Below are 26,788 nucleotides of genomic sequence, written 5' to 3' on the forward strand. Positions count from 1 at the left end.
TTTTACCCCCCCCTTTGGGGGTTTTGTGTTTTATAACCCCCCCACACGCCACATTGGGGCGCATGAGAGAACTGCGGAAGTCAGGTGGCGTCCGGGTCGATCGGCGGGCGCTCGCCCGGCTTGAGCGGCTCCGGCGCGGACTGGGTCTGGCCGGCCAGGTAGCCGTTCGAGCCGTTGGTCCCGTTCGACGGCGTGCTGGTGCCGTTCGTGATGCCCTTCAGGCCGAGCGGGTCTGCGTCGCCGTCGAACAGGTGCTGCGTCACGACTCGCTTCGGGTCGAAGTTCCGCAGCCCGCGGAGATCTTCCAGGGGCTTGCGCAGCTGGTCGAACTCCGGGCCCATCTCCTCGCGGAGCTGTTCCTTGGCGCCGGTCGCGAACTCGCGGACCTTGCGCACGCTCTTCGCGAGCCAGGACGCCGCCTCCGGCAGCCGTTCCGGGCCGAGGATGAACAGACCGGCGATGATGAGGACGAGGATTTCGCCCCATCCGACACTCTCGAACACCAGTCAACCTCCGAAGAAGAACCTACCCGCCCAGGGTACCCGCCGACCGCCGCGCTCCGGCAGGCCGAACGCGGGAACTCAGTCGGAAGCCAGGGTTACGTCCACGACGAAACTGGCGCCGTCGCGGGCCAGCTGCACCGGGACCACTTCGCCGACGTCGTGCGCGCGGACCGCGACCGTCAGTTCCGCGGAGTCGCGGACGAGCCGGTTGCCGATCTTCGTGATGACGTCGCCTTCCTTGATGCCTGCGTTCGCGGCCGGGCCGCCGGGCGCGACGTTCTTCACCTGGGCGCCCATCGTCGACGAGCCGGCGACCGTCGACGACGCGTTGATGCCGATGTCGGCGTGCTGGACCTTGCCGTCCTTGATCAGCGCCTTGGCGATCTTGATCGCGTAGTCGCTCGGGATGGCGAAGCCGATGCCGATGCTGCCGCCGTCCGCGCCCGCCGAGCGGATCGACGAGTTGATGCCGACCAGCGCGCCGGTGGAGTCGACGAGCGCGCCGCCGGAGTTGCCGTGGTTGATCGCGGCGTCGGTCTGGATGGCCTCGTAGGTGACCGGCGGGGCGCCGTTGTCGCCGCCCGCGGTGATCGGCCGGTTCAGCGCGCTGACGATGCCGGCGGTCACCGAGTTCTGCAGCGCCAGCGGCGAGCCGATCGCCATCACGGTGTCGCCGACCTGCAGGTCCGCGGACTTGCCGACCTGCAGCACGGTCGGGTTGGTGACGTTGACCTTCACGACGGCGAGGTCGGTCTTCTGGTCGGCGCCGACGAGCTTGGCCTCGGTGCGCGTGCCGTCGATGAAGACGGCGGTGACCTTGACGCCCGGATCCGCGGCGGCGGAAGCGATGACGTGTTCGTTGGTGAGGATGTAGCCCTGCGGGTCGATCATGACACCGGAGCCCTGTTCGCCGGATTCGGCGCCGGGCTTGAACACCTCGAGCGAGACGACGGCGGGCGCGACGCGCTTGGCGATTTCGGCGACGGACCCGGCGGGGCGTTCCTTGCCGGCCTCGGCTTCGGCGATGGTGGCGGAGCCGGTGAGTTCGGTGCCGGTGTCGGCGGCCCACCACCCGACGACACCGCCGGCGGCGCCGATGAGCAGGGCGACGACGCCGAGCAGGACGAGCGCCTTCGGCTGCACACGCCGTCCGAAAAGCACCTCGGGCAGGCTGAGCAGCGCGCCGGGGGGCCGGTTGGCGGGCTTTTCTTCGTCTTCGGCGGGCATGGCGGGCCCGGCGAGGACGGCGGCGGCCCCGGGATCACGCCAGGGATCGCGGGTACCGGTCCACAGGGGCGGTTCGGCCTCGGAGGCGTCGCCGGTGGCTTCCCGCGGCCGTTCGAGCAGGACGCCCTCGGCCCCGGGCGGCCGCCGGAAGGCCTCGGCGAGCGACTCGGGAGCGGGCGGGGCGAGGTTGACGCCGTTGGCCTTCTGCGGCGAGTAGAGCTTGTCGAACGCCCCGTCGACCCCCTGCGGCCTGCCGAACACGGCGGCCTGCGCCGGATCGACGGCCGGCCGCGCGAGCGGCCGCGGGCCCAGCCGGTCAGCTTCACGCGCGCCGGGCTGCTCGGGATTCTCGTTCGGCTCGGTCATCATTCCCCGGTGCAGAAGATCAGGTGGCTGGGCGTGACGATACCCAAGCCCAGTGCTCCGAGTCTGCCGGTCCACGGGTGAAGTGGCTGTTTCTTGAGCCCCGGTCCACAACGTGAGGGTGATGTGGACAAACCGCCTTGGGAGACTGTGAGCGGCGGTTTCCGTCGGGGGGTGGGGATAGGCTGGACTTGGGGACGCCCCCAGGGAGGGCGGGGGCCTGCGCGGTCTTGTTGTTGCTGGTGGCGCTCGCTGGCCCACCACCCCGAAGCCGTGATTGTCACTACGACCCTGCCGGAGCCCTGGGCAGCGCCGCTACCGCGGCTGCGCGCAGCACCGGGCACCGCGCGGGCCGGACACACCGAAGGCCGCCGCGAAGCTGGTTCGCAGCGGCCTTCAAAGTTCGCTCAGCGGATGCCCGCCGGTACCGCCGCCGGGGTTGTGGATGCCGAGGTCGAGACCGGGGCCGGTTGCTGGGGCACCGCCATCTGGGCCGGCAGGAGGTTCGCCAGCTGCGGGGCTCCGCCGCCCGTCTCCGGGGCTCCGTCGCCGTCCGCCGATGTCCCCACCAACGCCAGCGCGCTCAGCACCAGGCCTGATACCACCACTCCGGCCCCCTGCGCCGCGCGGCGCTTGAAGCGGCCGCCTCCCAGGACGTTCGGGGACTGGCCCAAGGGCGCCGATGATCCCAACGGCGCCACCCCACCCAATACGCCCGAATCGCGCAGGCCCGCGACGCGGTCGGGGCGCTGGACCGCGACCAGCTGGCCGTCGGCCGTGATGGCCAGGTTGTCCGGGGTGCTCGGCAACTCCGTCTGCTGCGGGATCGACTGGAGGCTCGCCAAGAACCCCGCCGACATCGACGGCGCGCCGGCGCGGCGGATCGTCTCGACCGTCTGGCGCTGCGCGCGCACCTCGGCCGCGCAGGCCGTGCAGCGCGTTATGTGCGATGCCGCTCGGTCGCGTGCGCCGTGGGACAGCTCGCCGTCGACGAACGCCACCACGACCTCGGGCAGCAAGTGCGACTCGGGGAGTGCCCAGCCTCGCGGTGCGGTCATACCGACACCTTCGCAGACTGCGGTGCGTAAGCGCGCCGTCGCTCGAGCGACGCGCGCAGCGCCTGACGCCCGCGGTGGATGCGGCTGCGGACGGTGCCCAGCTTGACACCCAGCGTCGCGCCGATCTCCTCGTACGACAGCCCTTCGACGTCGCACAGCACGACGGCGGCGCGGAACTCCGGGGGCAGCTCGTCGAGCGCCGCCTGCAGGTCCGGGTCCAAGTGGGTGTCGGTGTAGACCTGCTCGGGGCTCGGGTCGTCGCCCACGATGCGGTCGGTGTCCTCGGGCAGGCCTTCCATCCGCACGCGCGAGCGGCGGCGCGCCATGTCCAGGAACAGGTTGGTGGTGATCCGGTGCAGCCAGCCCTCGAACGTGCCGGGCTTGTAGGACGCCAGCGAGCGGAAGACCCGGATGAAGGTCTCCTGCGTGAGGTCCTCGGCGTCGTGGGTGTTGCCGGTCAGGCGGTAGGCGAGCCGGTAGACCCGGTCACCGTGTTCGCGCACGACCTCGTCCCAGGACGGCGGCGTCCAGGCCGCTTCGTCGAGGGACACGGGCTGAGCCCCGGCGTCGGCTACGGCGTTCTGCATCGTGGGAGCAGGCACCTCCATCAGCGTTACTCCTGTCTGCTCCACCCAACGCGGGCCCTCGGCACGGTGTTCCCGTGTGTTCGGATTTCAGTCTCTCCGGACTCCTTATGGTTCTAGTGAGACTGGACTGAGAGCAGGCTGAGAACTTCTTCCCGGGTGCTTACCGGGAGCCTGCGCGGATTTATCGACAACCAACGCTAACCTCCGTGCGTGAACACGCCCACCCCTGCGGCCGCACCGGCCGATTCCGGGTTCGTCGACGGGTACCTGCCCGACGACGAGGTGCTGTCTTCAGCGCGGGCACGGGCCGAGGACCTGGGCTGCACCCCGCTCAGCGCGGGTGCGGGCGCGACGCTGCGCTTCCTGGCCGCGACGCTGTGCGCGAAGGCGGTTGTCGAGGTCGGCACGGGCGCCGGGGTGAGCGGGCTCAGCCTGCTGCGCGGCATGGCCCCCGACGGCGTGCTGACGTCGATCGACGTCGAGCCGGAGTACCAGCGGGCGGCGCGCGCGACGTTCCGCGAGGCCGGCTTCGCCCCGGGCCGCACGCGGCTGATCATCGGGCGCGCGCTGGACGTGCTCCAGAGGCTCACGCCGGGCGGCTACGACCTGGTGTTCGTCGACTCCGCGCACATCGAGTACCCGGGCTGCTACGAGCTGGGCGTGTCGCTGCTGCGGCGCGGCGGCATCATCGCGTTCCACAACGTGCTGGCCGGCGGCCGGGTGATCGACCCGGCACACCGGGACCCGGAGACGCTGGCCCTGCGCGAGGTGGCGCGGGCGTTCCGGGAGGACGAGCGCCTGGTCCCGGCACTGCTGCCGGTGGGCGGCGGCCTCCTGGTCGGCGCGGCTACCTGAGCGCTCCTGCAGCAAGGGTGGGACGCGGCAGGACCACCACGGCACCCACACCCCCGCAACCCTGATCCGAAGCCAGAACACGGCCGGCCGTAGTCACCATCGGGCTTCGGGGTGGCGGCACGCGCTCACCCGGCATTCACCAGCTCAAGCCGCTCCACCCGGGCCCGTGTCCCGACGCCCACCGCGGCCACCGCCAGCAGCAGCCACACCGCCACCGCCGCGATCAGCCACGACCACCCCGCATGCCCGTACACCCACGCCCCCGCCGCTCCGCCGACGCTGCTGCCCAAGTAGTACGTCGCCGTGTACATTCCGCCCACCTGGCCGCGGGCCGTCTCCGGGGCGTCCGCCGCGGCCCAGCCGTTCGCCACCGCGTGGGCCGCGAAGAATGCGCACGTCAGCACCAAGAACCCCGCGATGACCAGCGGCAACGAGTCCGGCAGCGTCAGGGCCGCGCCCGTCGCCGTCAGCAGCAGCGCCCCGATCAGCGCCCGGCGACGCCCCACCCGCGCCACCAGACGCCCGGCCGCCGCCGATGACACCGAGCCCGTTGCATAAGCCAGGAAAACCAGCGAAGCCACCGCCGGCGACAACTCCAGCGGGGACCCCGTCAACCGGAAACCCGCCGCGTTGTACAGGGCGACGAACGAGCCCATCGCCAGCAGCGCCACCGCGTACTGCGCCAGCAGCACCGGCTTGCTCAGCGCCGTCAGCAGCCCGCGGCCGACGCCACCGGCACGGCCCGGGCGCGGGCCCGGCGGCAGCGTCACGACCGTCACCGCCGCACACACCGCCCCGACACAAGCCACCACCAGCAAGGCGCCGCGCCAGCCGAGAGGGCCCGCCGTGAAGCCGCTGGCCAGCCGGCCGAGCATGCCGCCGATCGTGTTGCCCGCGATCATCGCTCCGACCGCCGCCGCGACGCCCGCGCGGCCCAGGCGCTCCGCCAGGTACGCGGCCGCCACCCCCGGGAACCCCGCGATCGCGACGCCCTGCAGCGCGCGCAACACCAGCAGGGCCGGGTACGTCGGCATCAGCGGCAGCAGCAGGCCGAACACCACCGACGCGATGACCGACGTCAGGATCACCGGACGGCGGCCGACCACCTCCGACAGCGCCGCGATCGGCAGCACCGCGATGGCCAGCGCGCCGGTCGCCACGCTCACCGCGAGCGCCGCGCCACCCGGGTCCAGGTGGTACTGCGCCGCCAACTGCGGCAACACCGGCTGCGGCGCGTAGAGCAGGGCGAACGAGGAGATCCCGGCCGCGGCGACGGCCGTCTTGACTCGGCGGGTGGAAGTCACCTCCCGAAAGTAAGCAGGACTAACCAATACGTCCAATGCACCCGGGTGGCACAATCGATACGGTGCCGTATGACTCACTGTCCGCGCAGGTCGCGCCGCACCTGCCGCTGCTCGCCGCGCTCCGGGAGACGAGGAACGTCACACGCGCGGCCGAACTGCTGGGCGTCCCGCAACCGACCGTCAGCCGCCGGCTCGCGGCACTGGCGGACGCCCTCGGGGCACCGCTGACCGTCCCGGACGGCCGGGGCATCCGGCTGACGCGCGCGGCGGAGCTGCTCGCCGAGGCGGCCGAGCGCGGGCTGGCGGCGCTCGACGCCGGCGTCCGGCTGGCGCGCGAGGAGGTGTCGCCGGAGTCGGGGCACGTCGTGCTCGGGTTCCTGCACCTGCTCGGGCGGTCGCTGGTGCCGTCGCTGCTGCGCGGGTACCGGGCGCGCTACCCCGGCGTGCGGTTCACGCTGGTCCAGGGCTCGCGCCAGGACATGGTCGACCGGCTGACCGGGGGCGAGCTCGACCTCGCCCTGGTGGCGCCGCTGCCCGACCTGCCGGTGCTGGCCTGCGCGGGCCTGGTGGACGAGGAAATCCTGCTATCGGTCCCGGCGGGCCACCGGCTGGCCGGACGCCGCGAAGTGCGGGTCGCGGAACTCGCCGACGAGGAATTCGTGCTGCTCGAGCAGGGGTACGGCGTCCGGACGCTGACGGACGAGCTCTGCGCGGCAGCGGGCTTCACGCCGCGGATCGCGTTCGAAGGCCAGGAGTCGGACACCGTGCGCGGCCTGGTGGCGGCCGGCCTGGGCGTGGCGCTGCTGCCGCGGTTCGGGCCGGGCACGCCGGCCGGCGTGGCGGAGGTGCCGCTGTCACCGCCGCCGTTCCGGACGATCGGGCTCGTGTGGCGGGCGGAGGAGCCGCTGACCCCGGCGGTCACCGGGTTCCGCGACCACGTCCTGGGAACGGCCGGCCGTCAGCCCAGCGAAGCCGCCAGCTCCACCAGCGTCCGCGCCGCGAAGCCCGTCGCGCCCGGGACCACCTCGTCGTAGTTCTTCTCCGACCGGGCCGGGCCCGCGATGTCCAGGTGCGCCCACGGCAGGCCCGAGGTGAACTCCCGCAGGAACAACGCCGCCGTGATGCCGCCCGGGCCGCCGGGCGTCTGCCGGACGTCGCCGAACTCGCCGCGGACGTTCTCCGCGTAGTCCTCCACCAGCGGCATCCGCCACCAGGCCTCGCCCACGCGCGCGCCCGCCGAAACCACCGCGGCCGCCAGCGAAGAGTCCGAGGCGAACAGGCCGCCCGTGCGCAGGCCCAGCGAGACCTTCATCGCGCCGGTCAGCGTCGCCGCGTCGACCACGTAGTCCGGCGAGAACCGGCGGATCCCGTAGACCAGCGCGTCGGCCAGGACCATCCGGCCCTCGGCGTCGGTGTTGCCCACCTCGGTCGTCTTGCCGCCGTAGTGGCGGACGATGTCGCCCGGCCGGTACGACGACCCCGACACGTGGTTCTCCGCGCACGGCACCAGCGCCGTCACCCGGACCGGCAGCCCCAGCGCCGCGATGGCGCGGATCGCCGAGATCACCGCCGCGCCGCCCGCCATGTCCGTGCGCATCAGGTGCATCCCGTCGGCCGGCTTGATCGACAGGCCGCCCGTGTCGAACGTGATGCCCTTGCCGACCAGGAGCAGGTGCGTCGAAGCCCCCGGCGGCTGGTACGCCATTTCGATCAGCCGCGGCGGCCGCGCGGAACCGCCGCCGACGGCCAGGACGCCGCCGAAGCCCTCGGCCGCGAGCCACTTCTCGTCCCGCACCGTCACCTCGACGCGCGGGCCGGCCACGCGGGCGGCCGTGTCCGCCAGCCAGGCCGGGGTCTTCACGTTGGACGGCGTGTTCGCGAGGTCCCGCGTCAGCGCCGTCGCCGCGGCCAGCGCCGAGGCCCGCTCGACCAGCGCCGGCAGCGCGGGGTCCTCCCCCACGAGCCGGATCGTCCGCACGGACGGCGAAGGCGCCTCACCGGTCACCTTGTACCGGTAGCCGCCCAACAGGAGGCCCAGCGCCAGCTCGGTGACGTGCTCGCCGGCGGCCTCCTCGGGCAGTTCCAGCTGCACCGCACGGAACGCTTTCCCGCCGTTCTCGACGTCTTCGGCCAGCGCCGCGTTCAGCGCGCGGACCAGCGCCGCGCCCGTCTTGCGGTACTCCTTCGGCTCGCCGCCGCCCAGGCCCGCGATCCAGCGCGGCCCGCCCCCGGGCACCGTCTGGACGTCGCCCGCCTTGCCGGTGATCCGGACGCCTTCGATCTCCAAGGGCTCGACGTCATCGTTGTCGGGCGCGGCCACCAGCCGGGCCGTCGGGACGCCGCGGCGGAGGTCGGCCGCGACTTCGATGTCGAGGAGAGTAGCCGGAACGGGCGGTAGCGGATTACGCACAGTGAGCAACCTTCGGGCGCAGAGGAACCGCGACCCCGGCCTCCGCAGGGAGACCGGGGTGCGACGGAAGGACGGATCGAGGGAGCCGGCTCAGCCGGTGACCTCCGCCAGTGCGGCGCCGAGGTCCTTCGCTTCTTCCGCGGAGAGTTCGACGACGAGTCGCCCACCACCTTCGAGCGGTACGCGCATCACGAGGCCCCGCCCCTCCTTAGTCACTTCGAGGGGACCATCTCCGGTCCGGGGCTTCATGGCCGCCATAGCGTGCTCCCTCCGTCTCAACCGGCGCGCCCGGGTCGCGCTCGCGTGAAAGCCAGCCGGGTCTGGTGTCCATTGTCCCTCATCAGCGGCCGGGCGCATCAGCGGACCGATCTTTTGCCGCCGTATCGGTGCTGGTATGCGGCCCGCGCGAGGTGAAAGACTCTCGGCCGACCGAAGTTTTCCGCGCAAGGAGAAGACGTGACCACATCCGACGTCCTGGTGACCGCCGACGCCGACGGGGTGCGCACCCTCACCCTCAACCGGCCGCAGGCGTACAACTCGCTGACCGTGGAGCTGAAGGAAGCACTGCTCGCGGCGCTGCGCGAGGCGTCCGGCGACGAGGGAGTCCGCGCGGTCGTGCTGACCGGTTCCGGCAAGGCCTTCTGCGCCGGCCAGGACCTGAAGGAGCACGTGGGGCTGCTGCAAGCGGGTGACCCCGCCCCGCTACACACCGTGAAGGTGCACTACAACCCGATCGTCCAGGCGATCGTGGCCATGCCGAAGCCGGTGATCGCGGCGGTCAACGGCACCGCCGCCGGCGCCGGGGCCGCCTTCGCCTACGCCAGCGACCTGCGGATCGCCGCCGAGTCGTCGTCGTTCCTGATGGCCTTCGCCAACGTCGGGCTCGGCCCGGACTCGGGCGCGTCCTGGACGCTGCAGCGGCTGGTCGGCTACGGCCGCGCCGCCGAGCTGATGCTGCTGGCCCGGACCGTCGACGCGGCCGAGGCGCTGCGGCTCGGCCTGGTCGGCGAGGTCGTGCCGGACGAAGAGCTCGCCGCCCGCGCCCAGCAGGTGGCGGCGAAGCTCGCGGCCGGCCCGACCGTCGCCTACGCGAAGATCAAGGGCGTGCTCAACCTGGCCGCGCAGTCGACGTTCGAGGAGGCCCTCGACGCCGAGGACGCCGCCCAGACCGCGCTCGGCAAGACCGCCGACCACACCGAGGCCGTCGAGGCCTTCGTCGGCAAGCGCAAGCCGGCCTTCCAGGGCAAGTAAGCAGTCTGCCGCGGCTGGTCGTGAGTGTTTAGGCGGGTTCTAACCCGCCTAAACACTCACGAGGCGCGGAAGCAGCCTTCGACGTGGTCGTCGACCATGCCGGTGGCCTGCATCAGGGCGTAGCAGGTCGTCGGGCCGAGGAAGACGAACCCGCGCTTCTTCAGTTCCTTGGCCATCGCCTTGGACTCGTCGGTGATGGCCGGGACGTCCGCCATGGTGCGAGGGCGCTGGTGCGAAGAGGGCGCGAAGGACCACAGCAAGTCGTCCAGCGGCTCATCCAAAGCGGCGATCGCCTGCGCGTTCTTGATCGCGGCCAGGATCTTCGCCCGGTTCCGCACGATCGAGGCGTCCTGCATCAGCCGCTCGACGTCGGTGTCGCCGAACTTCGCCACCTTCGCCGGCTTGAACTGCTTGAACGCCTTCCGGAAGCCTTCGCGCTTGCGCAGGATCGTGATCCACGACAGCCCCGACTGGAACGACTCGAGGCACAGCCGCTCGTACAGCTCGTCCTGCCCGTGGAGCGGAACGCCCCACTCCTCGTCGTGGTACGCAGCGTAATCCGGGGTCGAATTGCCCCAGCTGCACCGCGCGACGCCGTCGGCGCCGAAAAGCTCACTCATCCCCACCCACCGAATAGTTTTCCGCGAACCGCGCGAACCGCCGCAGCGACAGGCGCACCCCCAGCGCGAACGCCGGCCGCACGACCGGCCAGCCGAGCCGGCCCAGCGGCCCGAACGGCAGCCGCAGGTGCTCGGCCCAGACGAACGTCGAGCGCGCCGCGCCCTTCGGGACGACCTGGAACACGCCGGTGCCGGCCACGAAGCTGCCGAGGTGCCGGACCCCGCACCGCACGGGCGGCTCCCAGCTGGTGATCTCCATGGTGTCGGTGAAGCCGACCCCGGCCACGCCGGTGAACGCCGAGAGCCGCGAGCCGACGCTGCGGCCGTTGCCCTCGACCACCTCGACCTCGGTGCCGAGCATCCACTCGCCCTGGCGCGCCCAGTCGGTCAGCGCGAGCCAGGTCGTCCCGGCCGGGGCGCGGACCTCGACCGAGAGGATCAGGTCCGTCACGGGGAAGCCTCGGGCGAGGACGTGCTCTCCCGCTCGCGTTCGCGCTGCTCCAGCTCGGCGACGCGGGCGCGCAGCTCGTCGAGCTCGACGCCGAGCCGCCGCATCACCCAGTCCACTTCGGACATCTTGTAGCCGCGCAGCACCAGCTGGAACCGGACCTCGGTCAGGTCCTCGCCGGTGATGTCCTCGGCGGGCAGCCGGGTGGGCGAGCTGCCCGGCGGCAGCGGGGCGAGCTCCTCACCCCGGCCGAACACCACCGCGGCGAGCAGGAACACCACGGCCGCCACCAGCAGCATGACTACGAGGTAGATCAGCGCGGTCGTCACGCGACGATCCTGGCATACCCACCCCAGGAACGTCTCGCGAGCACGACGAGCCGGATCGAAAGCGCCACCCAGGCGAACATCAGGAGCGCGCACGGGACGCTCAGGAACAGCCGCGAAACGTCGACGACGCCGGTCGCCGCGATGAGCAGCCCGATGGAGCCGATGTTGACGCCGACCGCGAGCGCGATCAGGACCCCGCAGAACCGGGCGAGCCCGGTGCCGTCGATGCGGCGGCTCAGCCAGCGGATCCCGAGCAGGGCGACCAGGCCGATCACCGGCACGAGGAACACCGCGCCGTGGGAGACCCGCGTGATCACCATGTACCACTCGGGCGACGGCGTCGACAGCCGCGTCCACTCGCCGAAGGTGAGGATCCGCGCGTAGTCCCACGCGATCTGCATCGCCGGCACGCCCAGCACCAGCTTCCACAGCGTGCGGACACCGCTGAGCATGCCCAGCTCGGCCTGGTAGTCGCGGGCGACGACGGCCGCCGGACCGAAGTCGGCGACCGCCCGGCGCTGCGCGTCCTCGTCGCTCCAGCCGCCCGCGCGGTAGGCGTCGGCGGCGTCGTGCAGCCCGTCCCGGGCTTCCTCGAGCAGGTCGGCTTTGAACCGGCCGCAGCCGTGCAGTCTGCGGTCCAGCTCCCCCAGGTATTCGTCGATCATGTCCCCAGCACTCCCCCGATGACCGTGGTGAACTCCCGCCACTCGGCGCGTTCCGCGGCCAGGGCCTGCTCACCGGAGCGGGTCAGCCGGTAGGTCCGCCGCTTGCGGCCGGACACGACGTCCCATTCGCTGGCCAGCCAGCCGGCCCGCTCGAGCCGGCGCAGCGCCGGGTACACGGTGCCGGTGGGCAGGTCGAGCGCGCCGTCGCTGCGCAGCTGGAGCGCCTCGATGATCGCGTAGCCGTGCAGTTTCCGGCCGTCGAGCACGGCCAGCAGCAACGCGTCGAGGTGTCCGCGCAGGGTGTCCGCCTTCATGGGTACGCAGTCTACACATCGGCTCGCTACATGTAGGCAGACTATGTGTAGCCTGTCTACATGAACGCTCTTCCGATCGCGAGACTCCAGTTCGCGACGACGACCTCGTTCCACTTCCTGTTCGTGCTCCTCACCCTGGGGCTGGTCACGCTGGTGGCGGTGATGCAGACGCGCTGGACGCTCGGCGGCCGGCCCGAGCTCCTGCGGATGACGCGCTTCTGGGGCCGCCTGTACGTGATCAACTACGCGCTCGGGATCGGCACCGGGATCGTGATGGAGTTCCAGTTCGGGCTGACCTGGACCGGCCTGTCCGCCTTCGCCGGCGACGTCTTCGGCGCGCCGCTGGCCATCGAGACGCTGGTCGCGTTCTTCCTCGAATCGACCTTCCTCGGCCTGTGGATCTTCGGCTTCGGGCGGATGAACAAGTGGCTGCACCTGACGCTGCTCTGGCTGGTCACGCTGACCGCGTACGCGTCGGCGCTGTTCATCATGCTGGCCAACTCGTTCCTGCAGAACCCGGTCGGCAGCCGGGTCGAGAACGGCACCCTGCGCCTCGACGACTTCGGCGCGCTGTTCTCGAACCCGGCGCTGGTCGCCTCCCTGCCGCACGTCCTCAGCGCCGCGCTGGTGACCGGCGGGTTCTTCGTCGTCGGCGTCAGCGCCTGGCACTTCCTCAAGCGCACCACCGAGGTCGAGTTCTTCCGGCGGTCGATGCGGATCGGTGTGGTGGCGGCGCTCGTCGGCTCGATCTTCGTCGTCAACCAGGGCTTCGCGCAGTTCGGCGAGCTGAAGACATACCAGCCGGACAAGCTGGGCGAAAGCGCGGTCGGCGTGCCGCTCGGCGCCATGATCGGGCTGGGGTTCCTGATGTTCCTCTGCGCGCTCCTCGGCACGCTCCTGCTGTTCCGGAACTGGCTCACGAAGGCGCGGTTCCTGCACTACCTGATGGTCGCGGCCATCCCGCTGCCGTTCGCCGCCGCGATCATGGGCTGGCTGGTGCGCGAGCTCGGCCGCCAGCCGTGGCTGGTCTGGGGGAAGCTGCGCACCGCCGACGCGATCGCGGACGTCCCGGCCGGCCAGATCCTGTTCTCCTTCATCGCTTTCACACTGCTGTTCGCCGCGCTCGCGGTGGCCGACTGGGTGCTCATGGCGCGCGTCGCCCGGCGCGGCCCGGAGCCGGTCGAAGCGCCCGCCGAGCAGCCCGTCCTGAGCGGAGTCTGACCGATGACGACCTTCTGGTGGGGCCTCCTGGGCCTGCTGACCTGCGGCTACTTCGCGCTGGCGGGGTACGACTACGGCGTCGGCATGCTGCTGCCCGCGTTCGAGGCCGACGAGCGGCGACGGCGGCAGATGCTCGGCGCGCTCGGGCCGTTCTTCCTGGCCAACGAGGTGTGGCTGATCGCGGCCGTCGGCCTGCTCTTCGGCGCGTTCCCGCACCTGGAGGGCAAGGTGTTCGCCGGGGCGTACGTCCTGGTCGTGACGCTCCTGCTCGGCCTGGTGACGTTCACCGCGTCGATGCAGCTGCGCAGCCGCCGCCCGGACGCCCGCCGCGGCGCCTGGACGGCGGGCATCGTCGGCGGCGCGCTGGTGACGGCGCTGTCGTGGGGCCTGTTCCTCGGCAATCTCGTCCTCGGGCTGCCGCTGTCCCCGGACGGCTCGCCTTCGCGAGACGTCCTCGCGTTGTTCTCCCCGTACGCGGTGCTGTGGGGACTCGGGTTCGTCGCGTTGTTCTGCTTGCAGGGGGCGGCTTTCCTGGCCGTACGGGCCCCGGCCGAGCTGACCGGCCGCGCGGTGCGGCTGGCGCGCGCCTTCTCGGCGCCGGTGCTGGCGTTCCTCGTCATCGCCGCGGTGTGGGGCTTCTTCGCGCTCGACGGCGGTTCCGTGCTCGGTGCGGTCGTCGCCGCGGTGGCGTTCGCGGCGTTCGCCGTGGCCCGGCTCGGGCTGGCGGTGCGGCGGTACCGGGTCGCGCTCGTCGGGTCGATGGTCCTGGCCGCCTGCCCGGCGCTGCTCGCCGGGACGCTGCGGTTTCCCACCGTGCTGGCTTCGCCGGGGTACGCGCTGACGCTCGACGAGGCGGCGACGGCGGCGGAGACGTTCGCCGTGCTCGCCTGGTTCGCGCCGCCCGCGGTGCTGGTGCTGCTGGTCGTGCAGTGGCTGACCTGGCGCGCCCACCGGCGTCCCGTCGACCAGCGCTCGCTGCTGCACTTCTAGGGGGACGTCGTGCCTGCGCTACCCGGACTCCGGCGGTACCTGGCCGGATTGGGCTTGCTCGCGGTGCTCACCGCGGCTTCGGTGCTCCTCCAGGCGGAGGGGCTCGCCACGCTGCTCACCGGCGGCGGCGTTTCGCTGCTCCTGGTCGTGGCAATCGCCGCGCGGGCGTCGCTCGCCTGGAGCCACGGTGTCCTCAGTGGACGGTTTGCCGCGTCGGTCCGCGGCGCGCTGCGACGCCGGCTGCTCGGGTCCGCTTCGGACCGGGCCGGCGTCGTCGCGACGCAGATCACGCGCGGGGTCGACGCCACGGACAGCTACCTGACCGGGTACCTGCCGTCCCTGGTGGTGTCGGTGGTGGTGCCGGTCGCGGTGATCGCGCGGCTGTTCACCACGGACCTGACCTCGGCGCTGGTCGTGGTCGTCACCTTGCCGCTGATCCCGGTGTTCGCGGTCCTGGTCGGGAAGCAGGCGAAGGCGGCCGTCCAGTGGGAGCTGCTGGCGAAGCTGGGCGGGCACTTCCTGGACGCCGTCCGCGGGCTCGGGACGGCGAAGGTGTTCGGCCGGGCCGCCGAGCAGGCCGCGACCGTGCGGTCGATGGCGGCCGCGCACGCCGACGCGACCATGAAGACGTTGCGGGTGGCGTTCCTGTCGGCCCTGGTGCTGGAACTGGTGGCGACGCTCTCGGTCGCGCTGGTGGCGGTGCCGATCGGGTTCCGGCTGCTCTCGGGCGGTCTCGAAGCGCGTCCGGCGCTGCTGATCCTGCTGCTGACCCCCGAGGCGTACCTGCCGCTGCGGGCGGCGGGCGCGAAGTTCCACGCGGCGGCGGAAGGGCTGGCGGCGCTGCGGGAGGCCCTCGCCGTGCCGGTCGTCCGGTCCCGGTCGGCGGTGCTGACCCGGCGGCGGGGTGCGCCTTCGGTGGTCTTCGAGCGGGTCTCGGTCGCCTACGACGGGGTGCCCGCACTGTCCGAAGTGGACTTCTCGGTGCCGGCCGGGGCACGGGTGGCGCTGGTCGGGCCGAGCGGGGCGGGCAAGAGCACGGTGCTGGCGGTGCTGCTGGGGTTCGTGCCGCCGTCCGCGGGCCGGGTCCTGGTCGACGGGGTGGACCTGCGTTCCCTGTCGCCCGCGGACTGGCTGGCCGACGTGGCGTGGGTGCCGCAGCGGCCGACGTTGTTCCGGGGGCCGCTGGCTTCGAACATCGCTCTCGGCGTTCCCTCGGCGGACATCCCCGCGGCGGCCCGGGCGGCGGCCCTGGACTCGGTGGCGGCGGGGCTCCCGGCGGGTTACGAGACGCCGGTGGGTGAACTGGGCGAAGTCCTGTCGGCCGGGCAGCGGCAGCGGGTCGGCCTCGCGCGGGCGCTCGCCCGGACTTCGGCGGGCCTGCTCCTCCTCGACGAGCCGACGGCACGGCTGGACGCCAAGACCGAGGACACCGTGCTGTCGGCGACCCGGCGGCTGCTCCCGGGCCGGACGGCGGTCCTGGTCGCCCACCGCCCGGCGATGGTCTCCCTGGCCGACCGGGTGCTCGAACTCCGGGGCGGCCGGGTCGGCGCGGAGGTGGCGGCGTGAACCTGTCCACAAAGGACGTGCTCCGGCTCCTCCGCGCCGCCCTCCTCGGGGCCGCCGCCGAACTGGCCGCCCTGGCCCTGATGGCCACCGCCGCCTGGCTGCTGCTGCGGGCCGCCGAACGGCCGCCGCTCGCCGCCCTCACCGTCGCCATCGTCGCCGTCCGCACCCTCGCCCTCCTGCGCGGTGGCCTCCGGTACGCCGAACGGCTCGCCGGGCACGACGTCGTCCTCCGGTGGCTCGGCGAGCTGCGTTCCCGCGTCTACCAGGCCCTCGTCCCCGGCGCGCGGTACTCCGGCGGCGACCTCGTCACCCGGCTGGTGTCCGATGTGGACGCTCTGCAGGACGCCGTCCTGCGGTGGCTGTTGCCCGCCGGGGTCGCCGGGCTCGTGGGGGCTGTCGCCGCCGGTGTCACGGCCACCGCGTCGCTGCCGGCCGCCGGGGCGCTGGCCGCCGGGCTGGTCGTCGCGGGGGTGGTTCTTCCGTGGCTGGTCGTCCGCCTCACCGCCGAGGCGGCGCGGGAAAGTGCCCCGAGGCGGGCCGAGCTCGCCGAACTTGCCGTCGAGGTCGTCACCGGGCATCGGGAGCTCGTCGCCGCCGGAGCGCTCGAGGAGCACCGGCAACGCGCCACGCACGTCGTCGACGAGATCACCGCGGGCGAGCGGGCGGCCGCGGCCAAGACCGCCCTGGTCAGCGCGGCTGGCGTGCTCGTCCAGCTCGGCACCTCAGTCGCCGTCGCGCTACTCTGCCACGCCTCGGTTCCGTGGACCGCGGCGCTGACCCTGGCGGCGGTGACGGCCTTCGAGGTCGTCCTCCCGCTGATCGGCGCGGCCCGGCGCGTGCCCGAGATCCGCGCGTCCGCGGCCCGGGTGCGGGCCGTGCTCGCCGAACCCGCCGTGCCGGAAGGCACCCGCACCGCGCGAGAGGGCCATTTCCGGCTCGAAAAGGCCGGTGTCCGGCACCCCGGACGGCCTCCGGCGCTCAAGGACGTCGACCTCGACCTGCCGCCCGGCAAGCGCGTCGGGATCCTCGGCCCCAGCGGTGCCGGGAAGACGACGCTGCTGCGCCTCCTGCTCGGCAGCCAGGCGCCGACCGACGGCCGGGTCACCCTCGACGGCCATCCGCTCGGCGAGTACCGGGACCTGCCGGCGATCGTCTCGGGCGCCGAAGCCGACGCCCACGTCTTCCACACGACCGTCCGCGAGAACCTCCTGCTCGCCAAGCCGGACGCGACCGACGACGAGCTGCGGGACGCCTGCGGAACCGCCGGCTTCGACGTGGACCTCGACCGCGACACCGGCCCCGACGGCGACGCGCTGTCCGGCGGTCAGCGGCAACGGCTGGTCCTGGCCAGGGCGGTCCTGGCCGCACCGAAGGTCCTGGTGCTCGACGAGCCCGTCGAAGGCCTCGACCCGGCCCACGGCGACGCCGTCCTGGCGCGGGTCCTCGCGAAGGCGGAGGGCAGCGTGGTGCTCGTCACCCACCGCCCCGAACACCTCGCCGGCTTCGACGAGGTGCTCACCCTCGAGGACGGGCGAGTACGTCCCGCATCGGCGGCCGGTCGGCGACCCGGACCTCCGTGACGTCCGGCAACCACTCCTCGTCGACCTGCACGAACTGCGTGAACGGCGCGTCGGCGGCCGGGACGCCGCAGCGGTCCAGTGCGGTGCCGAGGATCTGCCGGGACATCGCGCCCAGCTGGGCGAGGGACCGGTTCCGGTGCTTGCGGACACCCAGGTTGACCTGCGCGAGCCCGTCGAGGCCGTACCGCGCCTCGGCGTCGAGCAGCAGGCCGATCTCGACGCCGTAGCCGGCCGCGAACGGCACCGACTCGAGGAACTCGCGGGTGCCCGCGTACTCGCCGCCGAGGGGCTGGATCAGGCCGCCGAGCGCCGGGCGCAGCGCCGAGAGCACCGGCCGCGCCAGCAGCTCGGTGACGCGCCCGCCGCCGCTGCTCTCCAGCCGCAGCGGGCGGCGGTAGAAGCCCTTGACCAGGTGGACACCGCTTTCGGTGACCAGCGGGCCGAGCAGCGAGGGCACGAACGCCGGGTCCGGGTCGACCAGGTCGGAGTCGAGGAAGACGACGAAGTCGCCGCTCGTCGCGGCCAGGGACCGCCACAGCACCTCGCCCTTGCCGGGCACCGGCGGCAGGTCCGGCAGGACGTCCTCGCGGCGGACCACCCGCGCGCCCGCGGCCTCCGCGGTTCGCACCGTGTCGTCGGTCGAGCCGGAGTCGACGACGACCAGCTCGTCGACGACGCTCCCGAGGAGGGGACGCACCGACGCGACGACGTCACCCACGGTTCGCTCTTCGTCCAGCGCCGGTAGCACGACCGAAACCGTCCGGTCACCCTTCGCGGCCACGATGTCCGCGGGCGTCCAACCGGGTTCCTGCCACGTACGCCGCTCGAACCAACTCACGAGTAACGATCGTGCCATGCTGGGGGCACCGCACCCGAGGAGGAGGACCACTTGATCGCGCTGCTTGTCCGGTTCGTGCTGGGACCGCTGGTCAGGGCGGTGTACCGGCCCGAAGTGCACGGCGTGGAGAACGTGCCGCTCAGCGGCCCGGTGCTGCTGGCGGCCAACCACCGCGCCGCCCTCGACACCGGCGTGATCACGTTCGCGACCCCGCGGCAGGTCAAGTTCCTCGGCAAGGCGGAGTACTTCGTCGGCAAGGGCCTCAAGGGCAAGGCCCTGGCGGGCTTCCTCGGCGGCCTCGGCTACGTCCCGGTCGAGCGCGGCAACGCCCAGGCCGGGCTGGCGGCCCTGGAGGCGGCCCGCAAGGTCCTCGACGCGGGCGGCGTCTTCGCGATCTACCCGGAGGGCACCCGGTCGCTGGACGGCCGGCTGCACCGGGGCCACACCGGTGTCGCGGCCCTGGCCCTGGCGACCGGCGCGAAGGTGGTCCCGGTCGCACTGACGGGCACGGAGAACCTCCAGCCGGACGGCGCCCGCATCCCCCGGCCGGCGAAGATCGGCATCACGTTCGGCAAGCCCCTGGACTTTTCGCGCTACGAGGGCCAGGACTACGCCCCGGCGATCCGGCGGTCGGTCACCGACGAGGTGATGTACGCGATCCTGGAGATCTCCGGGCAGGAGTACGTGGACACCTACCACAAGCGGCCGAGCGAGGGCGTGGCTTAGACCGCGAGGGCCGCAATCAACGCGGCGATGTTACCCGCGTCTTCGGCCCGCACTTCGGCAACCCGCGCACCTCGGCGGACGTCCACGTCCGAACCGGGGTGGCGCGAGGTCCAGTCCGCCACCGTCGCGAGGACGACCCCGACTTCGGGCTCCGTCAGGTTGCCGATGCGGACTTCGTCGGTCCCCTGCCGGGTCATCAACCAGTCGGAGCGGTTGCCCAAAAAACCTGTCAGGGCGTCGATCACTTCCTGGATGGCGCCATTCACGTCGGACGAGACCGGCCAGCTGAGGACAAGGTCCCGGTCGAGGCGGACGAAAGCGTCACGGACCTGCGCGCCCGCCTGGGTGAGGATGAACGGCGCCTTCTCCGAGCCGCTGATCAGGCCTTCACGCAGCAGCCGCCGGATCATCTCGCTCGTGGTCGGTGCGGAGTGCCCGAGCCGTTCGGCGAGGCGTGCGTGCGTCGCCTTCTCGCGTAGCTCCCCGATCGCCTGGAGGTAGCGGCCCACCACGGAGAAGTCGCTCTCCGGCAGCGCCACCGGGACCGGGGTGACGGGTGGCGACCCGGCCTCGGCCGCGGCGACCCGGCGTACCCGCTCCGGCGTCGCCCGGCCCAGCTTTTCGTCCAGGACGAGGCGCAGCTGAGCCGCGGCGATGTGCTCTTCCGTGATGTCCATCAGCTCTCCGGGAGGTCGTCGAGGAGCTTGTCCAGTACACGTCCCTGGAACACGTCGAGCAACTCCCACTCGTCGCGGGTCGCGAGTTCCGACTGTGCCAGCTTCGCCAGCAGTTTCAGCCCGGCCACCCGCTTCGCCGGCGACTCGGAGAGGGCAAGCTCCGACGCCCACGTGAACCGCCGCCACCACTCTTCCCGGCGGCCGGCCAGCTCGCGCTGCTCCGTCGCGCGGTCGTTGCCCCGCACGGAAAACCGCACGCCGACGAACGCGCCGGTCGCGGTCAGCAGACCTACGACCAGCGCCGCTCCGGCCTGGACCCACGGGTTCACGACGTCAGATACCCGGTGGCTCCTTCGCCCACTTCGGCGGCGCCGGCGGCTCGTACGTCTCGAACTTGTCCAGCAGCGCGGCCGGGTCGGCGTCGGTCAGCAGGAGCTTCCGGTAGCCGTCCTGGACGAAGCCCTCCGTCACCATGTGGTCGGCGAACGCCAGCAGCGGCGCGTAGTACCCGTCGACGTCGACCAGGCCGATCGGCTTGCCGTGCAGGCCGAGCTGGGCCCACGTCCAGACCTCGAACAGCTCCTCCAGGGTGCCCGCGCCGCCCGGCAGCGCCACGAAGCCGTCGGAGAGGGCCGCCATCTTGGCCTTGCGCTCGTGCATGTCCGCGACCACGTGCAGCTCCGACAGCCCGGCGTGGGCGATCTCGACCGACGACAGCGCCTCCGGGATCACGCCGATCACCTCGCCGCCCGCGGCCAGGGCGGCGTCGGCGACCACGCCCATCGTGCCGACGCTCGCGCCGCCGTAGACCAGCCCGATGCCGCGCTGGGCCAGCAGCTTCCCGAGCGCGGCCGCCTGCTCGGCGTACCGCGGCGAAAAGCCCATGGACGAGCCGCAGAAGACACAGATCCGCCGCATCAGTGCGTGTCCTCCCACGCCTGGTAGGACTCCTGGACCACGCGGACGGCGTCGTCGATGTCGTCGGTGACGTGCAGCAGGTCCAGGTCGTGCGGGCTGATCTTGCCCTCGGCCATGACCGAGTTCTTGATCCAGTCGTAGAGGCCGCCCCAGTAGTCGCTGCCGAACAGCACCACCGGGAACTTCGTGACCTTCTTCGTCTGCACCAGGGTCAGCGCCTCGAACAGCTCGTCGAGCGTGCCGAAGCCGCCGGGGAGGCAGATGAAGGCCTGCGAATACTTGATGAACATCGTCTTGCGGGCGAAGAAGTAGCGGAAGTTGACGCCGAGGTCGACCCACGGGTTCAGGCCCTGCTCGAACGGCAGCTCGATGCCGAGCCCGACGGAGAAGCCGCCGGCCTCGGCCGCGCCGCGGTTGACCGCCTCCATCGCGCCCGGCCCGCCGCCGGTCATCACCGCGAACCCGGCGTTGGCCAGCGCCCCGCCGATCTTGCGGCCGAGCTCGTACTCCGGGTTGTCGCGCTTGGTGCGGGCCGAGCCGAACACGGTCACCGCCCGCGGGACCTCGGCGAGCGCGCCGAAGCCTTCGACGAACTCGGCCTGGATCCGCAGCACGCGCCACGGGTCGGTGTGCACCCAGTCGCTCGGGCCGCGCGAGTCCAGGAGCCGCTGGTCGGTGGTGCTGCCCTGGTCGCGGCGGTCGCGGCGCAGCACGACCGGGCCCTTGTGCCGCTCCACCGGGCGTTCGGGGTACTGGCCGTCCGGCCATTCAGACTGTTCGCTCACTTCCCCATGCTACGGCCTGCCCGCCAGCGAGAATGCCAACAACGCCGTGGAGGTGAAGTCGATGGCGGGCTCGTTGCTGGGCCATGAACTCAGGTCGTCGGCGTAGCGGCTTCCCCGGCCGTCGAAGGATTCATACGGACGGGTGCACTCCGTGGCGCCCGCCGGGAACGGCAGGTCGGCGAAGTTGTCCGCGCCGTTCGGGCCGTTCACGACCGCGCCGTAGAGCACCTTCGACGGCCCGGCGAGGTTCGCGGCCTGGTGGTGCGGGCACCGCGGGGACGTCGTGCCGACGCCGACCACGAGGGAGACGCCCCAGGCGTTGGCCCCGAGCGTGAAGTTCCGTTGCTGCGCGCCGAACGCGGCGTACCGCGCATCGCCGGTGACGCGCTGGTACAGCCGCGCGGTCGCGGCGAAGCCGAAGCTCTTGCTGGCCGCGTCGAAGTCGGTGACGTCGACCGCTGTCCGGAATGGACTCGTCTTCGCCGCCTCGACGCCGGAGTCGAGCTGGCGCCGCAGGTCGGCGGCCAGGTCGCGGACGCCGAGCGCCGCGCCCGGGACGCCGGTGCGCAGCAGGCCGGCCAGGTCGGCGTGGGCGAGCGCGCTCGTGTCGTAGAGGTTCAACGTGCTCGTGTCACCGCTGCCGATGTAGGCCTTCGCCCACTTCGCCGCGTCGCGGGCCCAGCCGTCGGCTCGCGGGTCCTTCAAGGCCCGGGCCGCCAGGGCGAGCTGGGTCGCGCCCAGCTCCAGGTCGTCCTCCCACGACGATTCCGGGTAGTAGGCGTGCGGGAACGCGGTGACGAGCTCGCCGACACCGGTCGTCTTGGCCTGCGCGAAGACGGCCGCCGCCTCGGTCAGGTAGTGGCGGGCGAGGCGCGGGTCGCGGTGGGCGGACACCTGCGCCCCCAGCGCGAACGCCGCCGCGACGCGGCCGGCCAGGTTCGGCGACAGCGGCGCGCCCGCCGGGGCCGCGGGGAACACCGGCCGGTACTTGACGAAGTAGGCGGGGTCGCCGGGCTTGACGTCGAGCGCGTCGTCGTCCTGCGGGTTGCGCCAGACGTCGTGGTCGCCGAGGAAGCCGAACTCCTCGCTGCCGGTGCCGATGCCGACCTGGGCGTACAGCGTCTTCGTGCGGCCGTCCCAGACCTTGTCGAGCCAGTCGAGGCCGAAGCGAACCTCCTTGGCCAGCACCGGATCGGGGTCGTCGCGCAGCACGAAACCGAGCTCGGCCAGCGAATACGCGGTGTTGGAGGTGAACTTCACGAAGTCGCCGGCGTCGACCCAGCCGCCTTCGACGTCGACCGGGGCGCCCTGCGGCTTCAGCGGTTCGACGATCTCGTCCCCGCCTTCACCTGCGAACTTCGGCTCCGCGTACACGGTCGCCGTCCGGTCGGCCAGGTGCGACGGCTTGCGGTCGAGCCGGCCGGGGATCACGTCGTGGCCGTCGCGCTGGGCCTGGAAGAACTCGGTGGTGGCCCGCACCAGCGGGCGGAACAGGCGGCGCGCGGTGTCGATCCGGAACGGCGGCGACGTCGCTCCGGCGGCCTTGACCCGGTACGTACCCGGTCTGTCCACACCGGACAGGTCGAGGTCGAACACCGCCGGGTACCGCGCGTTCCAGGCGCCCAGGCTCGCCCCGGTGCGGCCTTCGCGAACCACGCGGCCGCGCTCGTCGACGACGGCGAACTTCCCGGCCGTGCCGCCGAGCAGGTACGCGTGCTTCGCCTCGCCCAGCGCGTAGCCGACTTGGTCGACCCGGACCTCGGCCGGCGTCGCGGCCTCGGCCGGGGTGGCCGCGAGGGGCACGGCGAGCACGGCCGCCGTCGCGAGGGGAAGCAGGCGCATGATCGGCCTCCACTTTGTTAGGAAAGTTTCCTATTTAGCGGAGAACGCTATCCCGGCCCGCCCGGAGGCGTCAATATGTCCGTTTCCACGGCCGCCGCGCCGATGACCTACCGTGGGGAGATGACCAGTGCCCCCGCCGAACCGCTCGGAGCGCGGATCCGGCGGCTGCGCACCGGCCGCGGCTGGACCCAGCGCGAGCTGGCCGAGCCGGGGTACGACCGGGGGTTCCTGGCGAAGGTCGAGACCGGCAGCCGCCCGCCGTCGGAGGAGATGCTCGCCTACCTGGCCGGCCGGCTCGGGCTGACCGTCGACGAGCTGCGGTTCGGCCGGCCACCCGGCGTCGCGGACGAGCTGCGCGCGGCGCTGGACGAGGGCTACCGCGACCTGGAGCAGGGCCGGATCGCCGCCGCCGAGGAGCGGTTCGCGGCCGCGGGCAAGCAGGCGGCGGGCTACCACCTCGACGACGTCGAGTGCTACGCCCGGTTCTGCCAGGCCGAGGTGAAGTGGCAGCTCTTCGACGTCTCGGGAGCGCAGGAGGCTCTGGAGCACGCCGAAGAACTGGCCGGCGCGGCACCGCCGTGGCTGCGGGCGATGATCGTGCACCGGTGGTCGGGCTGCCGGTTCCAGCGCGGCGACGCGGGCACGGCGATCGCGCGGGTCGAGGCCGAACTGGCCGCGCGGCCGGCCGATCCGGACGCCGAACTGTGCCTGCTCACGGCGTTGATCCACCCGCTGATGGAGATGGGCGGCCTGCACCGGGCCCGCCGCGCGGCCGAGGACGGGCGGCGGCTGGCGCGGGCGGCGACCCGGCCGGACTTCGTCGCGCGGTTCCACCGGCAGGCCTCGCAGGTCTGGCAGGCGACCGGCCGCGCGGACCGGGCGGACGAGGACCTCACCGAGGCGTGCCGGCTGTTCGCGTCCGTCGGGTTCGACCGCGACGCGGCCCGCTGCCGCTGGGCCCGCGGCTACCTGCTGCGCCACCTGAACCGCCTCGACGAGGCCCGCGCGGAACTGACGGCGGCCCGTGACCAGCTGGCAGCGATCGGCGCCGACGAGGGCTTCGCCGGGGCGACGCTCGAACTGGCCGAGGTCCGGCTCCGGCAGGGAGCGCCGGAGGAGGCGGCCGCGCTCGTTTCCGAGGTCCGCGAGCTGCTGTCCCGGGACGTCGAGTCGCTGGGCGAGGCGACCAGCCTGCTGGGCCAGATCGCCGCGGCCCGGGGGGACGCCGAGACGGCGACCCGCCTGCTGCGCGAAGCCTTCGAAATCCAGACGGGGGCATCCCTGCACGGCGCGGCGGTTTCGACGGCCCTGCGGCTCGGTGACGCGCTCCGACAACGTGGTCATCTCGACGCAGCCGTCGAGGCCTACCGGCGCGGCCTGGACTCGGCGACCGGCGCCGAATAGCGGACCAGCGGGCTCAGTGGTCCGAACCAAAGCAACTTTCCTACGAAAGTCTGTGAATTGGTTCAGACCAGTCTGCTCTTTGCCCGCGACCTGCGGTTTTGTCCGCCTTCAATCGATCGCCACCGAGCCGCGCTGCTCCATTCGGCCCATTGACCCGCCCGCGGTCGGAACCTTTACTCGGACGCGTCCGGCGCAATAACAGCAGTTATTCCTCCGGGCACACTCCTCCCCGGTCCCCGGAAAGGTTCCCCATGAGATCCCCACGTGGGCTGGCGGCGATCGCCGGCCTGGCCCTGACGTTCGCGGTGCCGGCGATCCCGGCCGCCGCCGCCCCCGCTCCTCCCGCCGCCACCCCGCCCGAGGCGCTCGCCGCCCGCGCCGCCGACCAGGCCGCCCTCAACGGCGCCGACCGGCTTGCGAAGGGTGCCGGGGAGGCCTTCGTCCGCACCGGAGTCACCCCGGGTGGCGGCGGGCTCTACTACGCCTCCTACCAGCGCACCTACCACGGTCTGCCGGTCATCGGCGGGGACGCGGTGGTCGTCGCCGACGGCGCCGGGCGCGTCCGCGGCACCGAAGCCGCGCACACCGCCCCGCTCACCGTCGGCACGCAGGCCACGCTGAAGGCCGAGCAGGCCACGAAAGTCGCCGAGGGCGAAGTCTCCACAGTGGACAAGGCCGAGGCGCCGAAGCTGGTCGTGCTGGCCGGGGACGCCCCGAAGCTCGCCTACGAGGTCGTCGTCAGCGGCCGCACGAACGGCAAGCCCACCCGCCTGCACGTCTTCGTCGACGGCGCGACCGGGAAGGTCCTCGACACGCGGGACGACGTCCGCGAGGCCGGCACCGGCAACTCCTACTACGCCGGCACCGTCTCCATCGACACCTCCGGCTCCGGCAGCTCGTACTCGATGACCGACCCCGGCCGCCGCGGCATCGCCTGCGGCCGCGAGGGCGGCTCGATCTTCACGAAGAGCTCCAACACCTGGGGCAACGGCTCGGGCACCGACCTCGAGACCGGCTGCGTCGACGTCCTCTACAGCGTCCAGACCGAGTGGAAGATGCTCGGCGAGTGGCTCGGCCGCACCGGCATCGACGGGGCGGGCGGCGGGTTCCGCGCGAGCGTCGGCCTCAACGACGTCAACGCGTACTGGGACGGCTCGTCGACGCACTTCGGGCACTCGCAGGACAACCGCCGCCAGGCGACGCCGATGGACGTCGTCGGCCACGAGTTCGGCCACGCGATCTTCCAGACCACGCCGGGCGGCGCGGGCTCGGGCAACGAGAACGGCGGGCTCAACGAGTCCACCGGCGACATCTTCGGCGCGCTCACCGAGTTCTACGCCAACAACCCGAAGGACACGCCGGACTTCAGCGTCGGCGAGGGCGTCAACCTGGTCGGCCAGGGCCCGATCCGCTACATGGACAACCCGTCGAAGGTCGGCGACCCGAACTGCTACTCCTCGTCGATCCCGAGCACCGAGGTGCACGCGGCCGCGGGCCCGCAGAACCACTGGTTCTACCTGCTGTCCCAGGGCAGCGCGGCCAGCCCGACGTGCAACAACTCGTCGGTCACCGGTGTCGGCATCCAGAAGGCCGGCAAGATCTTCTACAACGGCCTGCTGAAGAAGACGTCGTCGTGGAACCACCGCGCGGCCCGCAAGGCCACCCTGGAAGCCGCGGTCGCGCTGTTCCCCGGCAGCTGCGCCGAGTTCGCCAGCACCAAGGCCGCGTGGGACGCGGTGAGCGTGCCCGCAGTCAGCGGGGAACCGACCTGCACCGGCCAGCCGCCCGCCGGCAACGACTACTCGCTGACGCTCTCGCCGACATCGGCGTCCGTCCAACCCGGACAGACCGCGACCACCACGGTGACCACCCGGATCACCTCCGGCAACGCCCAGACCGTGCAGCTGGAGGCCACCGGCCTGCCGGAGGGCGCGAAGGCGACGATCAGCCCGGCGAGCATCTCCTCCGGCGGCACGGCGACGCTGACCATCACCACCTCGGCGACCACGCCGGAGGGCACCAGCCAGGTGACGGTCAGCGGTGACGGCACCGACGCCGACCACACCGCGCAGTTCTCGCTCACCGTCGGCACCGGCACCCCGCCGACCGGCTGCGACGGGCTCGCCGAGTGGGACTCCGCCAAGGCCTACGTGCCCAACGACGTCGTCGGGCACAACGGTCACAAGTGGACGTCGCTGTGGTACTCGACCGGCGCCGAGCCGGGCGCGCCCACCTCGTGGGCCGTCTGGAGCGACGGCGGCGCCTGCTGAACACACACCCGCGCGGTGGGGGGGGGGGGCGGGGGAA

Annotated in this window: 28 protein-coding genes; 10 read left to right on the forward strand and 18 right to left on the reverse strand. The window is 72.5% G+C overall.

What is annotated here, in order from left to right; all coding sequences use genetic code 11:
- Positions 1–80: 80 nt before the first annotated feature.
- The 4 genes from tatB to sigE form a co-directional block, all read right to left on the reverse strand.
- Positions 81–503, reverse strand: coding sequence for a Sec-independent protein translocase protein TatB (gene tatB / locus ACWEVN_RS27700; RefSeq protein WP_452053233.1), 423 nt, complete (start codon positions 501–503; stop codon positions 81–83).
- Between the two features lie 78 nt (positions 504–581).
- On the reverse strand, positions 582–2,099 hold the full coding sequence (locus ACWEVN_RS27705; protein WP_449687321.1) for a trypsin-like peptidase domain-containing protein: 1,518 nt from the start codon (positions 2,097–2,099) through the stop codon (positions 582–584).
- A 401-nt stretch (positions 2,100–2,500) separates the two neighbouring features.
- On the reverse strand, positions 2,501–3,151 hold the full coding sequence (locus ACWEVN_RS27710; RefSeq protein ID WP_452053234.1) for an anti-sigma factor family protein: 651 nt from the start codon (positions 3,149–3,151) through the stop codon (positions 2,501–2,503).
- Entirely contained in the window at positions 3,148–3,738 is a 591-nt protein-coding gene (gene sigE / locus ACWEVN_RS27715; RefSeq protein WP_310971363.1) for an RNA polymerase sigma factor SigE, read from the reverse strand. Before sigE ends, ACWEVN_RS27710 begins: the two co-directional genes overlap by 4 nt.
- Positions 3,739–3,948: 210 nt before the next feature.
- On the opposite strand from sigE, the gene ACWEVN_RS27720 reads away from it, so the two are divergent.
- Positions 3,949–4,593 (forward strand): O-methyltransferase, encoded by a 645-nt coding sequence (locus ACWEVN_RS27720; protein ID WP_308670016.1) that lies wholly within the window; start codon positions 3,949–3,951, stop codon positions 4,591–4,593.
- Positions 4,594–4,718: 125 nt separating this feature from the next.
- Here the strand turns inward: ACWEVN_RS27720 and ACWEVN_RS27725 are convergent, their stop codons facing one another.
- Positions 4,719–5,897 (reverse strand): MFS transporter, encoded by a 1,179-nt coding sequence (locus ACWEVN_RS27725; protein ID WP_452053235.1) that lies wholly within the window; start codon positions 5,895–5,897, stop codon positions 4,719–4,721.
- Between the two features lie 62 nt (positions 5,898–5,959).
- Between ACWEVN_RS27725 and ACWEVN_RS27730 the strand changes: the two genes are divergently transcribed.
- The gene (locus ACWEVN_RS27730) at positions 5,960–6,931 is read left to right on the forward strand and encodes a LysR family transcriptional regulator (protein WP_452053236.1); all 972 of its coding nucleotides are present in this window, start codon (positions 5,960–5,962) and stop codon (positions 6,929–6,931) included.
- Here ACWEVN_RS27730 and ACWEVN_RS27735 read toward each other — a convergent pair.
- Both ACWEVN_RS27735 and ACWEVN_RS27740 read right to left on the reverse strand, forming a co-directional pair.
- A complete protein-coding gene (locus ACWEVN_RS27735; protein WP_452053237.1) occupies positions 6,856–8,307 on the reverse strand; it encodes a leucyl aminopeptidase family protein in 1,452 nt (483 codons plus the stop codon). The genes ACWEVN_RS27730 and ACWEVN_RS27735 overlap by 76 nt on opposite strands.
- Before the next feature lie 90 nt (positions 8,308–8,397).
- Complete coding sequence (locus tag ACWEVN_RS27740) at positions 8,398–8,565, reverse strand: DUF3117 domain-containing protein (RefSeq protein WP_013222969.1); 168 nt, start codon at positions 8,563–8,565, stop codon at positions 8,398–8,400.
- Between the two features lie 198 nt (positions 8,566–8,763).
- Here ACWEVN_RS27740 and ACWEVN_RS27745 point away from each other — a divergent pair, with 198 nt between their 5' ends.
- The gene (locus tag ACWEVN_RS27745; protein WP_452053238.1) at positions 8,764–9,558 is read left to right on the forward strand and encodes an enoyl-CoA hydratase-related protein; all 795 of its coding nucleotides are present in this window, start codon (positions 8,764–8,766) and stop codon (positions 9,556–9,558) included.
- A 56-nt stretch (positions 9,559–9,614) separates the two neighbouring features.
- On the opposite strand, the gene ACWEVN_RS27750 is transcribed toward ACWEVN_RS27745, so the two are convergent.
- From ACWEVN_RS27750 to ACWEVN_RS27770, 5 genes are read right to left on the reverse strand one after another with little or no spacing between them, the layout of a single operon-like run.
- Complete coding sequence (locus ACWEVN_RS27750) at positions 9,615–10,178, reverse strand: DNA-3-methyladenine glycosylase I (protein WP_449687327.1); 564 nt, start codon at positions 10,176–10,178, stop codon at positions 9,615–9,617.
- Complete coding sequence (locus tag ACWEVN_RS27755; protein WP_449687328.1) at positions 10,171–10,629, reverse strand: SRPBCC family protein; 459 nt, start codon at positions 10,627–10,629, stop codon at positions 10,171–10,173. The genes ACWEVN_RS27750 and ACWEVN_RS27755 overlap by 8 nt, the downstream gene beginning before the upstream one ends.
- Positions 10,626–10,955 (reverse strand): DivIVA domain-containing protein, encoded by a 330-nt coding sequence (locus tag ACWEVN_RS27760; protein ID WP_449679848.1) that lies wholly within the window; start codon positions 10,953–10,955, stop codon positions 10,626–10,628. The genes ACWEVN_RS27755 and ACWEVN_RS27760 overlap by 4 nt, the downstream gene beginning before the upstream one ends.
- Positions 10,952–11,620 (reverse strand): permease prefix domain 1-containing protein, encoded by a 669-nt coding sequence (locus ACWEVN_RS27765; RefSeq protein WP_452053239.1) that lies wholly within the window; start codon positions 11,618–11,620, stop codon positions 10,952–10,954. Before ACWEVN_RS27765 ends, ACWEVN_RS27760 begins: the two co-directional genes overlap by 4 nt.
- A complete protein-coding gene (locus ACWEVN_RS27770) occupies positions 11,617–11,934 on the reverse strand; it encodes a helix-turn-helix transcriptional regulator (RefSeq protein ID WP_091304396.1) in 318 nt (105 codons plus the stop codon). Before ACWEVN_RS27770 ends, ACWEVN_RS27765 begins: the two co-directional genes overlap by 4 nt.
- A 60-nt stretch (positions 11,935–11,994) precedes the next feature.
- On the opposite strand from ACWEVN_RS27770, the gene ACWEVN_RS27775 reads away from it, so the two are divergent.
- The 4 genes from ACWEVN_RS27775 to cydC are packed head-to-tail and all read left to right on the forward strand — an operon-like array spanning position 11,995 to position 17,291.
- On the forward strand, positions 11,995–13,155 hold the full coding sequence (locus tag ACWEVN_RS27775) for a cytochrome ubiquinol oxidase subunit I (RefSeq protein ID WP_449687330.1): 1,161 nt from the start codon (positions 11,995–11,997) through the stop codon (positions 13,153–13,155).
- A gap of 3 nt (positions 13,156–13,158) precedes the next feature.
- On the forward strand, positions 13,159–14,145 hold the full coding sequence (gene cydB / locus ACWEVN_RS27780) for a cytochrome d ubiquinol oxidase subunit II (RefSeq protein ID WP_452053240.1): 987 nt from the start codon (positions 13,159–13,161) through the stop codon (positions 14,143–14,145).
- Positions 14,146–14,154: 9 nt separating this feature from the next.
- A complete protein-coding gene (gene cydD, locus ACWEVN_RS27785; RefSeq protein WP_452053241.1) occupies positions 14,155–15,711 on the forward strand; it encodes a thiol reductant ABC exporter subunit CydD in 1,557 nt (518 codons plus the stop codon).
- Positions 15,712–15,713: 2 nt separating this feature from the next.
- Complete coding sequence (gene cydC / locus ACWEVN_RS27790; RefSeq protein ID WP_452053246.1) at positions 15,714–17,291, forward strand: thiol reductant ABC exporter subunit CydC; 1,578 nt, start codon at positions 15,714–15,716, stop codon at positions 17,289–17,291.
- Here cydC and ACWEVN_RS27795 read toward each other — a convergent pair.
- Positions 17,227–18,129, reverse strand: a complete 903-nt coding sequence (locus ACWEVN_RS27795; protein WP_449687333.1) for a glucosyl-3-phosphoglycerate synthase — start codon at positions 18,127–18,129, stop codon at positions 17,227–17,229. The two genes, cydC and ACWEVN_RS27795, sit on opposite strands and share 65 nt — an antisense overlap.
- A gap of 51 nt (positions 18,130–18,180) precedes the next feature.
- Here ACWEVN_RS27795 and ACWEVN_RS27800 point away from each other — a divergent pair, with 51 nt between their 5' ends.
- Positions 18,181–18,855: a lysophospholipid acyltransferase family protein gene (locus tag ACWEVN_RS27800; RefSeq protein WP_449687334.1), complete on the forward strand. Its 675-nt coding sequence runs from the start codon at positions 18,181–18,183 to the stop codon at positions 18,853–18,855.
- Here ACWEVN_RS27800 and ACWEVN_RS27805 read toward each other — a convergent pair.
- The 5 genes from ACWEVN_RS27805 to ACWEVN_RS27825 are packed head-to-tail and all read right to left on the reverse strand — an operon-like array spanning position 18,852 to position 23,077.
- Positions 18,852–19,532, reverse strand: coding sequence for a winged helix-turn-helix transcriptional regulator (locus tag ACWEVN_RS27805; RefSeq protein ID WP_452053242.1), 681 nt, complete (start codon positions 19,530–19,532; stop codon positions 18,852–18,854). The two genes, ACWEVN_RS27800 and ACWEVN_RS27805, sit on opposite strands and share 4 nt — an antisense overlap.
- Positions 19,532–19,861, reverse strand: coding sequence for a hypothetical protein (locus tag ACWEVN_RS27810; RefSeq protein WP_449687336.1), 330 nt, complete (start codon positions 19,859–19,861; stop codon positions 19,532–19,534). The genes ACWEVN_RS27805 and ACWEVN_RS27810 overlap by 1 nt, the downstream gene beginning before the upstream one ends.
- 4 nt (positions 19,862–19,865) lie before the next feature.
- Positions 19,866–20,450 carry an LOG family protein gene (locus ACWEVN_RS27815; protein WP_452053243.1) on the reverse strand — a complete coding sequence of 195 codons (585 nt, stop codon included), beginning with the start codon at positions 20,448–20,450 and terminating at the stop codon, positions 19,866–19,868.
- On the reverse strand, positions 20,450–21,235 hold the full coding sequence (locus ACWEVN_RS27820; RefSeq protein WP_091304403.1) for an LOG family protein: 786 nt from the start codon (positions 21,233–21,235) through the stop codon (positions 20,450–20,452). The genes ACWEVN_RS27815 and ACWEVN_RS27820 overlap by 1 nt, the downstream gene beginning before the upstream one ends.
- Positions 21,236–21,244: 9 nt before the next feature.
- Positions 21,245–23,077 (reverse strand): glycoside hydrolase family 9 protein, encoded by a 1,833-nt coding sequence (locus ACWEVN_RS27825; RefSeq protein WP_452053244.1) that lies wholly within the window; start codon positions 23,075–23,077, stop codon positions 21,245–21,247.
- 120 nt (positions 23,078–23,197) lie between these two features.
- Here ACWEVN_RS27825 and ACWEVN_RS27830 point away from each other — a divergent pair, with 120 nt between their 5' ends.
- Positions 23,198–24,481, forward strand: a complete 1,284-nt coding sequence (locus ACWEVN_RS27830) for a helix-turn-helix domain-containing protein (protein ID WP_449687339.1) — start codon at positions 23,198–23,200, stop codon at positions 24,479–24,481.
- Between the two features lie 251 nt (positions 24,482–24,732).
- A complete protein-coding gene (locus ACWEVN_RS27835; protein ID WP_452053245.1) occupies positions 24,733–26,751 on the forward strand; it encodes a M4 family metallopeptidase in 2,019 nt (672 codons plus the stop codon).
- Positions 26,752–26,788: the final 37 nt, after the last annotated feature.

Source organism: Amycolatopsis sp. NPDC003861, from assembly GCF_053605405.1.